This window comes from Bacillus sp. BS98 (assembly GCF_008432245.1).
In the GTDB taxonomy this organism is placed as follows: Bacteria; Bacillota; Bacilli; order Bacillales; family Bacillaceae_G; genus Bacillus_A; species Bacillus_A toyonensis.
This window is the reverse complement of record NZ_CP043830.1, coordinates 1,349,142-1,362,329: the sequence shown is the minus strand read 5'-3', so window position 1 is coordinate 1,362,329 and position 13,188 is coordinate 1,349,142. Positions and strand designations below refer to the sequence as shown.

General features: G+C 34.2%; 17 protein-coding genes, 2 pseudogenes and 1 other annotated feature (1 of these 20 cut by a window edge). Of the genes and pseudogenes, 9 read left to right on the top strand and 10 right to left on the bottom strand.

The window, feature by feature from the left end:
- Positions 1-100: a binding site (T-box leader), on the bottom strand; it reaches 128 nt to the left of the window's first position.
- Between the two features lie 16 nt (positions 101-116).
- Positions 117-1,013, bottom strand: coding sequence for a branched-chain-amino-acid transaminase (gene ilvE / locus F0362_RS07205; RefSeq protein ID WP_001005494.1), 897 nt, complete (start codon positions 1,011-1,013; stop codon positions 117-119).
- A 141-nt stretch (positions 1,014-1,154) separates the two neighbouring features.
- Positions 1,155-1,370 (bottom strand): annotated as a pseudogene (locus tag F0362_RS31370) (hypothetical protein).
- Positions 1,371-1,429: 59 nt separating this feature from the next.
- Here F0362_RS31370 and F0362_RS07195 point away from each other — a divergent pair.
- Complete coding sequence (locus F0362_RS07195; protein WP_000752506.1) at positions 1,430-1,669, top strand: DUF3911 family protein; 240 nt, start codon at positions 1,430-1,432, stop codon at positions 1,667-1,669.
- Positions 1,670-1,755: 86 nt separating this feature from the next.
- Entirely contained in the window at positions 1,756-1,995 is a 240-nt protein-coding gene (locus tag F0362_RS07190) for a YkuS family protein (protein WP_000101012.1), read from the top strand.
- 381 nt (positions 1,996-2,376) lie between these two features.
- Here the strand turns inward: F0362_RS07190 and F0362_RS07185 are convergent, their stop codons facing one another.
- Positions 2,377-2,466, bottom strand: a complete 90-nt coding sequence (locus F0362_RS07185) for a hypothetical protein (RefSeq protein ID WP_000608227.1) — start codon at positions 2,464-2,466, stop codon at positions 2,377-2,379.
- Positions 2,467-2,577: 111 nt separating this feature from the next.
- Positions 2,578-3,045 carry a GerW family sporulation protein gene (ytfJ, locus tag F0362_RS07180; protein WP_002038268.1) on the bottom strand — a complete coding sequence of 156 codons (468 nt, stop codon included), beginning with the start codon at positions 3,043-3,045 and terminating at the stop codon, positions 2,578-2,580.
- Between the two features lie 109 nt (positions 3,046-3,154).
- On the opposite strand from ytfJ, the gene F0362_RS07175 reads away from it, so the two are divergent.
- Positions 3,155-3,547 carry a hypothetical protein gene (locus F0362_RS07175; RefSeq protein WP_002038267.1) on the top strand — a complete coding sequence of 131 codons (393 nt, stop codon included), beginning with the start codon at positions 3,155-3,157 and terminating at the stop codon, positions 3,545-3,547.
- A 34-nt stretch (positions 3,548-3,581) separates the two neighbouring features.
- Here the strand turns inward: F0362_RS07175 and F0362_RS07170 are convergent, their stop codons facing one another.
- Complete coding sequence (locus F0362_RS07170; protein ID WP_000869131.1) at positions 3,582-4,925, bottom strand: TrkH family potassium uptake protein; 1,344 nt, start codon at positions 4,923-4,925, stop codon at positions 3,582-3,584.
- 1,004 nt (positions 4,926-5,929) lie between these two features.
- Here F0362_RS07170 and F0362_RS07165 point away from each other — a divergent pair.
- Positions 5,930-7,165: a dicarboxylate/amino acid:cation symporter gene (locus F0362_RS07165; protein ID WP_149889716.1), complete on the top strand. Its 1,236-nt coding sequence runs from the start codon at positions 5,930-5,932 to the stop codon at positions 7,163-7,165.
- A 22-nt stretch (positions 7,166-7,187) separates the two neighbouring features.
- Here F0362_RS07165 and F0362_RS07160 read toward each other — a convergent pair whose 3' ends face one another.
- Together F0362_RS07160 and F0362_RS07155 are read right to left on the bottom strand one after the other, a co-directional pair.
- Complete coding sequence (locus F0362_RS07160; RefSeq protein ID WP_000184925.1) at positions 7,188-7,343, bottom strand: hypothetical protein; 156 nt, start codon at positions 7,341-7,343, stop codon at positions 7,188-7,190.
- A 152-nt stretch (positions 7,344-7,495) separates the two neighbouring features.
- On the bottom strand, positions 7,496-7,915 hold the full coding sequence (locus F0362_RS07155) for a MarR family winged helix-turn-helix transcriptional regulator (protein WP_000081437.1): 420 nt from the start codon (positions 7,913-7,915) through the stop codon (positions 7,496-7,498).
- Positions 7,916-8,149: 234 nt separating this feature from the next.
- On the opposite strand from F0362_RS07155, the pseudogene F0362_RS07150 reads away from it, so the two are divergent.
- Together F0362_RS07150 and F0362_RS07145 are read left to right on the top strand one after the other, a co-directional pair.
- A pseudogene (locus tag F0362_RS07150) lies at positions 8,150-8,526 on the top strand (YrvL family regulatory protein).
- Between the two features lie 33 nt (positions 8,527-8,559).
- Positions 8,560-9,147, top strand: a complete 588-nt coding sequence (locus F0362_RS07145; protein WP_073990710.1) for a thioredoxin family protein — start codon at positions 8,560-8,562, stop codon at positions 9,145-9,147.
- Positions 9,148-9,182: 35 nt separating this feature from the next.
- Here the strand turns inward: F0362_RS07145 and F0362_RS07140 are convergent, their stop codons facing one another.
- Both F0362_RS07140 and uppP read right to left on the bottom strand, forming a co-directional pair.
- Complete coding sequence (locus tag F0362_RS07140) at positions 9,183-9,647, bottom strand: SRPBCC family protein (RefSeq protein WP_000006430.1); 465 nt, start codon at positions 9,645-9,647, stop codon at positions 9,183-9,185.
- Positions 9,648-9,839: 192 nt separating this feature from the next.
- The gene (uppP, locus tag F0362_RS07135; protein ID WP_000796245.1) at positions 9,840-10,634 is read right to left on the bottom strand and encodes a bacitracin resistance undecaprenyl-diphosphatase; all 795 of its coding nucleotides are present in this window, start codon (positions 10,632-10,634) and stop codon (positions 9,840-9,842) included.
- A gap of 180 nt (positions 10,635-10,814) precedes the next feature.
- Between uppP and F0362_RS07130 the strand changes: the two genes are divergently transcribed.
- The 3 genes from F0362_RS07130 to F0362_RS30490 all read left to right on the top strand — a co-directional run bounded on the left by F0362_RS07130 (position 10,815) and on the right by F0362_RS30490 (position 12,596).
- Positions 10,815-12,173 carry an MATE family efflux transporter gene (locus F0362_RS07130; RefSeq protein ID WP_000665536.1) on the top strand — a complete coding sequence of 453 codons (1,359 nt, stop codon included), beginning with the start codon at positions 10,815-10,817 and terminating at the stop codon, positions 12,171-12,173.
- An 81-nt stretch (positions 12,174-12,254) separates the two neighbouring features.
- Positions 12,255-12,428, top strand: a complete 174-nt coding sequence (locus tag F0362_RS07125) for a hypothetical protein (RefSeq protein WP_000343564.1) — start codon at positions 12,255-12,257, stop codon at positions 12,426-12,428.
- Positions 12,429-12,446: 18 nt separating this feature from the next.
- Positions 12,447-12,596 (top strand): hypothetical protein, encoded by a 150-nt coding sequence (locus tag F0362_RS30490; protein ID WP_000743730.1) that lies wholly within the window; start codon positions 12,447-12,449, stop codon positions 12,594-12,596.
- Between the two features lie 82 nt (positions 12,597-12,678).
- Here F0362_RS30490 and F0362_RS07120 read toward each other — a convergent pair whose 3' ends face one another.
- Positions 12,679-13,188, bottom strand: coding sequence for a hypothetical protein (locus F0362_RS07120; RefSeq protein WP_002038211.1), 510 nt, complete (start codon positions 13,186-13,188; stop codon positions 12,679-12,681).

Genomic DNA, 13,188 nt, shown 5'->3' with positions numbered 1-13,188 from the left:
TCAAGGGCGATGTTCGTCGACGTGAACCATCGGTTTCCAGCAACCACCGACTCTCTGTGAGGCTTCACAATCAACTACTCCTCCCTATCAACGCTTTCTCATTTCATAAAGAGTTATTATCCAACTTTATTTTCTTCGTAAATTTTCTCTCCATCTTCTACAACTAATTTACGGAATTCTTCTAGTAAACGATTCGTATGTAGTCCCGTTTTTCCTAAACCAATCGTCCTACCATCTACTGTCGTAACAGCAATAACTTCAGCAGCTGTTCCTGTTAAAAATACTTCATCAGCTACATATACATCGTGTCTTGTAAATAACTCTTCTCTTACGTCATACCCAAGTTTTTCGCCGATTTCTAAAATTGCGTTTCGTGTAATACCTTCTAACGCTCCAGCAGAACTTGGTGGTGTAATTAATTTATTTCCTTTTACAATAAATACGTTATCTCCTGAACCTTCAGCTACGTATCCTTGATCATTTAACATAAGTGCTTCTTGTACTCCAGCTAATTTCGCTTCAATACGAACTAAAATATTGTTTAAATAATTTAAAGATTTTACTTGAGGTGATAAAACATCTGGTCGATTTCGGCGCGTTGCAACTGTTACAACTGGAATCCCCTTTTCATAATATTCTTGTGGGAATAAAGATAGTTGTTCTGCAATTACTACTACATTCGGTGTCTTACAAGAATCAGGATCTAACCCAAGATTTCCTGCTCCTCTCGATACAACAAGGCGAATGTATCCATTAGATAATTTATTTTTTCGAATCGTCTCAACAACAATATTCGTTACTTCATCTAACGAATATGGAATTTCTAACATGATGGATTTCGCTGATTCATATAACCGGACAAGATGCTCTCTCAAACGGAAAACATTACCGCTATAAACTCTAATGCCTTCAAACACTCCATCGCCATATAAATAGCCATGATCATATACTGAAACTTTTGCTTCGTCTTTTGGAACAAATTCTCCATTTAAGAAAATCCATTGTTCGTTCACTGGAAAGCGCCTCCTATGTTCTATGAATTTTTTATTGTTTCCTAGTTTACTCTCCTTTCTAAATAAATCAAGTGAATTTTTAGAAAATTTTTAATTTTTAATCGTACGTACATCTTTAATCATATTGATTTAACAACATTGTTAACGTTTACAAAAAGTCAAAAAATTTTTTTCGCCAATTTCCACTAAAAAAAATATTTGTTTAAAAGAAGGATTTTCTCTAAGAGGTACGAATCTATTGTATTCAATAAACGGACGTCCGATTTTATAAATTCGGGAATATATAACGACTTTTGCTGAAAAAGGGGGAAAATAAAAAAATTAGTGCTGTGTAAAAATAACATTCATATTTTTCATTTCGAAATCATAATCCTATTTTTAAAAAACAATTTGTCAAAATGAAGGAGGAAATAAATATGGCGTGTGTACAAATTAAAGGAACGAGACAAGAGGTAGTTGAAATGCTACAACTATTTGATCTAATGGATACGAAAGGTTTTTGTAAATTCGATAATTATGTAGAGGTAGAACCGAATAACAAAGAACATAATAATTTTATCGCTTCAATCGATATTCAATCTAATCCTTCTTCCGCACAGGATACATTAAACGATCAATTCGTTAGTCAAATGCTTACTGGTGTTTATAACGACTAAACAAATATATGCTTCCTACCATCTTTTCATAAATATATGCTATAGACTTGAGCATACTAGCAACTAGATGGTAGGAGGTGAGAATTATGGCTAGAATTGGCGTTGAAAACTCATTAACAGATGTTCAACAAGCTCTTCAGCAACAAGGACATGAAGTCGTTACACTTAACTCAGAAAATGATGCACAAGGCTGCGATTGTTGTGTTGTAACTGGGCAAGATTCTAATGTGATGGGGATTGCAGATACATCAATAAAGGGATCGATAATTACAGCTCATGGTTTAACAACAGATGAAATTTGTCAGCAAGTTGAGAACCGTATTTAAAAGTCATTTCTCATTATGGTATAACACACAAAAGAAAGAGGACTCCTTTTAAAAAAGGAGTCCTCTTTTTTATATTCACCTAACGGGAAAGTAACATATACTGGATGAAAGCCCTACCTCTCTCTCATCATTACGGTTCCAATGACCGCTCCTTGATTCACTAGTATACATATATGGCTTACAAATACAATTTATAGGGTTTGTTCACAAAAGTTGTTGATAAAATTACCCGATCTTTCGCAAACTTTTCGTATTGTATTCATAAGAGATATTTACTTTACACTAGCTGTAACCGAGACACGAATTAAAATTTTAACACCAATACAGTAACTTGTCAATATTTTTTACAAATTAAAAACAGACAGTAACGGTTTGTCTGTTTTAGAATGGAGCTTTTTCTTTTATTACATATACAACAAAGCCGCTTACTAACATAAATAAGCCAACTACTAAGTTTTTAATATTAATCATACATTCCTCTCCCTTATTCCACACATCTTATTATATATTTACATTTCAATTATTCCGATCATCCTAAAGCGCACTTTTTCTAATATATCACAATTCCTAAAAATTGCAAGTTCACTTTTGACGACCATTCACAAATTTATCTACAGTACTTGGTACAGTGTTTAAAGCTTTTTCAATTAAATGTGTACTACTGTTAAGATGCAATACTTGTACTCCGTTAGAACCAACTACTAAAAAAGCAACGGGACTAATGGAAACCCCAGCCCCACTTCCGCCTCCAAATGGATGCCCTGGCTTATTCTCTTTATGCTGACCTTGTCCACCATTATGTTTTTCAGTAATGAAATCCCCTTTAAAGTCACTTCCACCAGCTCCAAAACCAAACGCCACTTGAGATACTGTTAATACTACATTTCCGTCAGCTGTCGAAACCGGACTTCCAACAATCGTATTTACATCTACCATCTCTTTTAAATTTGTCATTGCTGTTTTCATTAAATTTTCAATTGGATGTTCCATTATGTACTGCACCCTTTCCTCATTATTCCTTTTTATACTTTCCAAAATAGAGGAAGTCATACTAACTTTTCCTATTTCAAAAAAACAATTTTCTTCTACATGGATATTACTCCCTGCCTATCCTCGGATAAAAAAGAAAAAGAGATACATACTACTATTGAACCTTGTTATGAAAGGAGTCATGACTTTGACTGAGAAATTTGATGATTACAAAAAAAGAGATAGAATAGATAGTGATTATAGTGACTATAAAGAAGAATATGCAGCTGAAGTTGCACCACAGCGCATTGATTATGATTACGATAAGAAAGAAGATAAAGATGATGTAAGATCGTCTGCCGCTGGATCAACTGCCGGTTTTATCGCTCTTGCCTTATCTATATTATCACTCTTCACCTTCCCAACACTATTTGGTCTTGTTTCTGTGTTACTAGGAATTTACGCTTATAATCGCGGAGCTACTGTAACTGGTGGTATCGCTGCCATTGTTGGTGGAATTGCTGCACTCATCGCGATTTTATTCCGTGTAGCACTTATCGGTTTATTGTTCTCCCTTTTTTAAAAAGAAAAAGGTATCTCGCTTTATGCGAGATACCTTATCCTGTAAATACATCTTCTGATGGATATTTTATTTTTTGTTTTGCTGGGCGTGCTAAAGAAAACACAAGTGTTAGCGGTCCAATTAATCCACAAAACATAACAAACATAATAATACATTTTCCAAATGCTGATAGCTTCGCAGTAATCCCCATCGTTAATCCAACTGTGCCAAATGCTGAAATTGTCTCAAATAGTAGCTGAATAAAGCTAAAGTCTTCTGTAAGCATTAATACAAATACTGCTGTAAAAATAAGTATTTGACTGGCAACGACAATTGCTAACGCTCTCGTTACTGTCGACATTTTAATTGTACGCTGAAATAAAACAATTTCCTCCTTCTTTCTAAAGAAAGAAAGGACAGATGTAATTAAAATAACAAACGTCGTTAATTTAATACCTCCACCCGTTGATACACTTCCTGCACCGATAAACATTAAAACCATCGTAAATAATATAGATGATTCTTCCATCCCTCCATAGTCAACTGTATTAAAACCAGCTGTACGAGGTGTAATACCTTGAAAGAAAGACGCCCATAACTTTTCATTTAAAGATAAATTCCCTAACGTCTTCACATTATTATATTCCAATACAAAAATCACAATCATTGCTATAACATTTAGCGCTACTGTTCCAATAATCATTATTTTTGAGTGAAGTGATAATTTTCGAAAACTACGACTATACCATATATCAATTAATACGGTAAAACCGAGTCCTCCTATTACAATTAAGGAACAAATTCCAATATTAATAATAGGGTCTCCTACATACCTTGTTAAATTATCTGGCCAAAGAGCAAACCCCGCATTATTATAGGAAGCAATTACATGGAAAATACTATAGTATAAACCTTTCCCAAAACCAAACTCTGGAATAAAGCGAAACGATAAAAAGATGACTCCAATGAATTCAATACAAATAGAAAAAATAAAGACACGTTTTACTAATTTTACAAGACCACCTATATTTGTTTGATTAAATGCTTCTCCAATTAATAATCGATGGCGTAAGCCAATTTTTTTACCTAGTACCCAAACAATTAAAATGGCAATTGTCATAAGACCTAAACCACCTGTTTGAATTAGAAACATAATAACAATTTCACCAAACATCGTAAACGTACTTGCAGTATCTACTACTCCTAAACCCGTTACAGTCGCTGCCGACGTTGCTGTAAAAAAAGCATCTACCCAACTAATATGTACTTTCGTTGCGAATGGTAACTTTAATAACAAACCTCCGGCCACAATTAAGCAGAAAAAACCTAATGCTAATATTTGTGGTGGGTTTAATTGTATAAAACGATTATACAAACTTTGTCTTTTTGTTACTTTCATATCACTAACTCCCTTTATTAAGTGAAGCTTCTATCCTCTCATAAATACAGGTTTTTAAGAACCTACAAGTAGCGGGATAAACCTTATATTCTCATAACATAGTTGAGCATAATCCTTTTTTTCATAGATTTCAACTTTTATTTATATTCGAACTTTACTTCATTTTATGACAGAAAAACTTTCTATTATCTTTCTCTTAACTCTACAACTCTTGCAACAATAATTTTATATGTACTATTTTTCAAATCCCCATACCTTTCACTCTATGTTCACATGGGAGTCACATCTATCTTTTATAGTATATGTATCGAAGCTGTTCCTCCCTAATTTAAGACATTCCCCAGTGTCTTTGAATAGCTTCCATCCCTAATTAAATTGACATAAATTGTCCCCTTCCTTTGACCATCTTTTATACGATGGTCTTATTTTTTTGTCTTTCTATCCTTTTTTAAACTCCCTCTCTCTTTCACTCTATGTTCACACGAAGGTCACATCTATCTTTTATAGTATATGTATCGAAGCTGTTCCTCCCTAATTTAAGACATTCCCCAGTGTCTTTGAATAGCTTCCATCCCTAATTAAATTGACATAAATTGTCCCCTTCCTTTGACCATCTTTTATACGATGGTCTTATTTTTTTGTCTTTCTATCCTTTTTTAAACTCCCTCTCTCTTTCACTCTATGTTCACACGAGGGTCACATCTATCTTTTATAGTATATGTATCGAAGCTGTTCCTCCCTAATTTAAGACATTCCCCAGTGTCTCTGAATAGCTTCCATCCCTAATTAAATTGACATAAATTGTCCCCTTCCTTTGACCATCCTATGTGATGGTCTATTTTATTTTCTGAAATTTATTCTTTCTATAAACTACAGAAAAATCAGACTATTCATATAAAAACAAATAAAACCTTGCGAATTTTTCAGAAAATATTGTCAAAACAGGGATTTTTTCGGTACAATTCATTTAGAAAGTAATTGTACAAAAACAAGGGGGGATTTTATTGAAGCAAACAAAAGCGATCTTACTTGCATTGTTTCTTGGTCTAATTGTTGGACTCACTTTAAATTTAGCTGCACCATCTATTTTTGAACCTTTAAATCAATATGTATTTAACCCAATTGGCCAACTGTTTATTCGACTCATTAAAATGCTAGTTGTTCCTGTTGTATTCATTTCCATCGTACTAGGGGCTGCTGGTCTTGGAGATTCGAAACAACTTGGAAGAATCGGTTTAAAATCAATTTCATTCTTTCTCGTCACAACAGCAGTTGCTATCTCTATTGCAGTGACATTTGCACTTATCATCAAACCAGGAACTGGCGGTAACTTTAAAACAGACGGGCTTACGTATGAAGGTGCAAAAACTGAAACATCTTTCGTCGATACATTGCTGAATATTGTGCCAGATAATCCAGCTAAAGCGATGGCTGATGGTAACATGTTACAAATTATTGCCTTTGCTGCATTAATCGGACTCGGTTTAGCTGTTTTAGGAAAACGAGTTCAAAGTATCCATTCATTACTTGAACAGGGCAACGAATTAATGATGTATCTTGTTAATCTCGTTATGAAATTAGCCCCAATTGGAACATTTGGTTTGCTTGCTTCATCCGTTGGTAAAATGGGGCTTGCAGGCGTCGCTGCGATGTTCAAGTATATGATAGTCGTTATGTTAGTACTCATTATTCACGGTGTCTTCATATATGGCGGCTTATTAAAGATATTAGCAAAAGAAAGTATTATTCGTTTCTTTAAACATTTCGGACCAGTAATGGCAATTGGATTTAGTACATCTAGCTCTAATGCATCTCTTCCATTCGCAATGAAAACGGCACAAGAAAAACTTGGAGTTCCAAAAGCGATAAGCTCCTTTGTACAACCACTAGGTGCAACGATTAATATGGATGGCACTGCCATTATGCAAGGTGTGGCAACTGTATTTATCGCTCCAGTGTACGGAGTTGAACTTACATTAGCACAATTAGCCATGGTCGTATTAACTGCTGTACTAGCTAGTATCGGCACTGCTGGTGTACCAGGTGTTGGACTTGTAATGCTTACAATGGTTTTAAATCAAGTAAACCTACCAGTAGAAGGTATTGCTTTAATTATCGGTATTGATCGCATCCTAGATATGTCTAGAACAGCTGTAAATATTTCCGGTGATGCAATTTGCGCAATGATTGTCGCAAAATCAGAAGAAAAATATAATACAGATCAATCGGCAGCATCTTAAATCAAAAAAGGAGTGAAATGATTCACTCCTTTTTTGATTTACTTCCTTTTTTTGAACGATATTCTTTCCCTTTATTATCGTTACCAGTTTCGAATTCAGTACTAAATTCCTGATTAAACTTTCCTGATTTTGGTGAACCTTGATTCGCGCTTCCTTTACTACCATTACGATTCGTCATATTTCTCCCTCCTTCCATTATTAGTAGTATGGCGCTCTATCTTTTTTCATACACATTTTATTTTTATAAGCTATTACACAAGAAAGAAGACCTTCCACATATAAGGAAGGTCTTCTTTTCCACTAGGTAAACGTTTTCTCGTTTGTAATTAATTAAATAAGTTTTTGGGAAATAGAAATCATTACATTCATTTCATCTTCTGAAAGTGCGGAAAATCTTTCTTGTAAGTATCGTTTTTTCGCCTCTTCCATTTTCGCAACTAAATCTTTCCCTTGTTCTGTAATCTCTAAATATACAACTCGGCGATCTGATGTAGAACGTGAACGGGTTACGAAACCTTTATTAATTAATTTTTCTGTAACAGCTGTAATATGACTATTCGACACATTTAACTCATTAGCGACACGTGATACCATTTCTTTATTTGTACGATTCAATATTCTAAGGACGATGAACTCATTCCACGGTATGTAACCACCAAATATTTTTCCAATGTCATTACGCAACGTGCGAAACATCGCAAAAACATTTGTCGATAGTTCTTCCATTAATTGTTCTCTATTTTGAGACAACTTTGACAGCCCCTTTTATTTCATTTAGTTAAATAAAAACCTTATTAATAATTTTACATGAAATCTTACTTTTTGTCACCTTATTTTCCCATAATTCGTAGCTTTTTAATATGCATTTCGTGATACAATGAACTTGATTTTCCAGAAAAAGGAGTTGAGGTAGTGAGTGAGGAAGACAAATTTTCTAATCTCAGTCTAAAAGATAGGACTATCGTTATTAGTTTTGTTGTTTTTATTCTCATTACATTTTTTACATTTACATTTACATTTACATTTATATTTTTTGTATATGTAGGAATCTTTCAAATTACGGGTATAGAATACTCATCACGAACAGCTATACTACTCTTTTTTTTACTTATTCTTTTATTAGATGGTATTACATATTTTATATTCATTTTCTTTAAATCGCTCCTACAGCCAATGATGACAAGTATGCCAAATTGGTCTCAATTGCTCTTCTCTCCATTATTGAAATTACACTAGATTGGTTCGTCATTCATACTGCCGACGACTGGATAGAGAGCGTACAAATGTCCAACATAGCTGAACTATGTGTCGCACTATTCCTTTACACACTAAATATATTATTTAGTGATAAGAAAGAGTAAGAATACAAGCTTTTCTATATAAAAATTGGTACAATAAAAGCAAATCATACTAAAGAGGTGTTAATTATGAACTTACAACAATGGGCTGATAAAGGTATGTCCTTTGATACATATGTAAATGAAATGAAAGTAAACCAATATGAGCTATTACATATTTACAATAACTTTTTAATTCCAAATGAATTACTCCCAGTTTTAGAAGAACGCCAAAATGATGGCTGGCGTGTTATCGTATTAACAGCCGACTGGTGCGGAGATGCTCTTTTATGCGTACCTGTTATGAAACGAATTTCTGAAGTTGCAAATATTGATATGAGCTTATTAATTCGTGATGAAAACTTAGAATTAATGGATCAATACTTAACAAATGGAACAGCACGTGCAATTCCAATCTTTATTTTCATTGATAAAGACGGAAATGAACAAGCTGTCTTTGGACCACGCGCTCCAAAAGTACAAGAATTAGTAACTTCAATGCGCGCTACATTGCCTGAAAAAGAAGATCCAACATTTGAAGAAAAACAGAAAGAAATGTATGCTAATTTCCGTGCTACATTAGCTGATGATACTTCTCTTTGGGAACATGTAATGGAAAGTATGATTGAAAAAATAGTAAAATAAAAAAACTGCCGAAATCGGCAGTTTTTTTTGCAAAATCATAATCTTTTTTTCTGAGAATATGCAACATCTACGCACTCTGCTAAACGCTCCATCTCACCCATATATACCGCACGCGTCATCCAGCCAGTCAACTTGTACATAATCTTATATATAAAGTTCTTCGGTTCAAATTCTACGATTAAAGTAAGCGATGTACCTTCTTCATCCTCTTCTAACATATAAGTTGCAGCAGTATAACCTTGTTTCATTTCACATCCAACTGATACGATATACGGTTCATCATACTCTAAAATTTCCGCCTCAAATTCATATATTTTCTTCCCCATTTTTTGCACAGATATATATTTATCACCTTCACGAGGTTTTTCAACATCTATATTTGAAGGATACCTATTTTCTACCATAAAGGTACTCCATTCTAGTATTTTCTCGTCATTATGTACATAATCAAACACAACATCAATTGGTGCCGGAATTACTATCTCTATTGCAAAACTCACTAAACTGCTCCTCTCAAATACCCTATAAATTTTCTCTATATTAATGTAACAAAATCATTATGTCATATTTTACATAGTGAAATACAAGTAAATGAGAGCAAAAACTTTATTTTCTCCTGCTATAAAAGAAATACCCTATAGAGTAGACTTTTTCAAGCGTCTAATCTATAGGGTATTTCTGGTGATTTCTTCTTACATAATGAAGAAGAAATAGAATACCGCAGCTAAAATGAAACGATAGTAAGCAAACGGTGTTAGTTTTACACGTGCTAATAATTTTAAGAATGAAACAATTGCAAACATCGCAACAACAAATGCTGTAATAAATCCTGTTGCAAATAACGGTATATCAGCCGTACTTAATATATCCCAACTTTTAATTAAATCTAAACCACTTGCAGCCACCATCATTGGAACTGCTAAAATGAACGTATATTCAGCTGCTGCTGTATGAGACACGCGAGCTAATAAACCACCACTTATTGTTGATCCAGAACGAGAGAACCCTGGCCAAAGCGCTAAACATTGGAACATTCCAATTGTAAATGCTTGTTTATATGTGATTTCATCTAACGTTCTTGCTGTACTTGGTTTTGAAAATTTCTCAGCAACAATCATTAAAATACCACCAGCTACTAAGCTAATGACAACTGGTCCTGGACCAAATAAAACTTTTTTAATTGTACTATGGAATAATACGCCAAGTATGCCAGCAGGAATCATCCCAATAATAATATGTAATAAATTCAACGACGGTCCGTCTGTTACTTTACCTATGCCAACTAAAGACCATAAACGCTTCCAAAATATAACAACAACTGCTAAAATCGATCCCAATTGAATAACAACTTCGAAAACTTTCGCTCTCTCGTCGTCAAATCCAAGTAAATGACCTGTTAAAATCATATGTCCTGTTGATGAAACTGGTAAAAATTCTGTTAAACCTTCAACAGCACCCATGATTATTCCAATTAACCAATCAGCCACGAGTAGTGCCTCCTTAATAACGAATATGTAATTTTTTCACACCTTATCATAATACCTTATCCCTTTTCAATGTGCATCCTTTTTTTATTGCTTTTATATATACTGGTGCGTATTTCTTTTTTATTTTTTGATTAAATTGTATGATAGGAAGGATTGTTTTTTTATCGGAAAGGGGATTTTATGAAAGAAACTACTTCATTCTCACAAAAGCTAAAACACTTTGTATTACTATTCTTCCCGATTTTCGTAACCCAAATGTCATTATTTGCAATGAGCTTTTTTGATACGACAATGTCCGGACATGCCAGTCCAATTGATTTAGCAGGTGTGGCTATCGGAACGAGTATATGGCTCCCAGTTAGTACAGGATTAACAGGGGTTTTAATGGCTACTACTCCTATTGTTGCCCAACTCATTGGATCCAAGAAAAAAGAGGATGTTCCTCACGTTGTCATACAAGCAGTTTATTTAGCAGTTTGCGCTAGCTTCGTTGTTATCCTTATTGGCTTCTTCGTTGTTCCACCTATTTTAAATGGCATGCGATTAGAAGAACCTGTTGAACGTATTGCAGCACAATTTTTAAGTATTATCGCGATTGGAGTTATCCCATTATTTACTTATACTGTTTTGCGTGGATTTATTGATGCATTAGGAAAAACTCGAACAACGATGATCATTACATTACTATCATTACCGATTAACGTAGTATTAAATTATGTATTAATTTTTGGGAACTTTGGTTTCCCTAAACTCGGTGGTGTCGGTGCAGCAATTGCTTCTGCAGCAACCTATTGGTGCATTTTAATTATTACCGTCATTATTATTCGTACGAAAGAGCCATTCGCATCTTTTAATATTTTTAAACAGTTATATCGTCCTTCTCTTTCGAGTTGGAAATCATTTTTAAAACTTGGCGTCCCTATCGGATTTGCTATCTTTTTTGAAACGAGTATTTTCGCTGCAGTTACACTAATGATGAGTAACTTTAGTACGACAACAATTGCAGCGCATCAAGCAGCTATGAACTTCGCTTCCTTGTTATATATGACTCCTTTAAGTTTAGCAATGGCAATGACGATAGCAGTTGGATTTGAAGTTGGAGCAAAACGATATGATAACGCAAAACAATATGGATTTATCGGCATTGGATTAGCCCTTGCTTTCGCTCTTTTCTATTCGATTCTTCTTTATTTCTTTGATGATGAAATTGCATCTATTTATACGACAGATGCAAATGTTCACCATTTAGCAAAAGAGTTCCTTATATTTGCGATTTTATTTCAAATTTCAGATGCAATTGCAACTCCTGTACAAGGAGCACTACGTGGTTACAAAGACGTAAATGTTGCGTTAATTATGACATTAGTCGCTTATTGGGTAATCGGTCTCCCTCTCGGTTACATATTAGCAACGTACACTGACTGGGCAGCAAAAGGATATTGGATTGGTCTTATTATCGGTCTAGCATTTGGTGCTAGCTTCCTTCTAATCCGTCTCTTCCAAGTTCAAAGAAAATATACAACACAAAACAGCCGCTAACGCTAGAGCGGCTGTTTTCTTTATGCATATTTTTTCTTGTAACGTATAACATAATGAAAAAGAAAGGTGGATACATATCATATGGACGAAAAAGAAACAGATCAATCATTCGATGAAGAATTCGCCCCTGAAATCTCACCTGGATACCAGCAAGATATACATAAACCACCTAAATATAAAAACGCTTCGTTTTTAATGGGTATTACTATTTTCGCTGCTGTATTACTCGTACTCATTATTTTCGTCTATTTTTAAGGAAAGGTGACATATTATATGAAGAAACAAGATTCAAATCACTCAAAAAGAACTGTGAAAACGGAAAAAGGATATGTAGGCGATTCTGTTTATACACAGAAACAAGTGGAGCAAGGAAATGTATACATTGCTCAAAAAGAACTTGGTCAACAAAATGAAAATCTTTAACCCCCTCTACTCCTCGAGGGGGCTTTTTATCCCGCTATTTGTGGACAGTAAGAGTGAACACCTTACTGATTAAAGTTTCACTTTATTGTACGTACTGCTTTTGTTCGAGCACCCTAAATATATTATTAACCTTTACAACTTTCACGTCATAATTTACTTTCATTTCACTTCTCTTACCATTTTCAGTACCCGCAACATACGCTACAGCATGATAGAGAAAACTCTCATCCGTCACTTCACGTATCTCCTCGTTTGTAAATTTATACTCTAAATCTCGAAAACGATTTGGATAATAATTTTGTATTAATTGTTCATATCCCCTACTTACAAATATCTCTTCGCCTTTTCGCTTCACATCTTCTTTATTATGAAACTCAAACACTGATAATTGTGCTGTCACAAAGTGCTCTCCTACCTGTTTCATTTCTTTATGAGTTAAAGTTTCTATACTTTTATTCTTTAATTCCTTATTTAACTCGTACTGATCTATCGATTTAAAGGTAGCGAAAACCGCCTCTTTATATGACCAAAACAAACCAAAAGCGATACATATAGAAATGATTACTATTCTTTTCTTCACCATACACCCCAT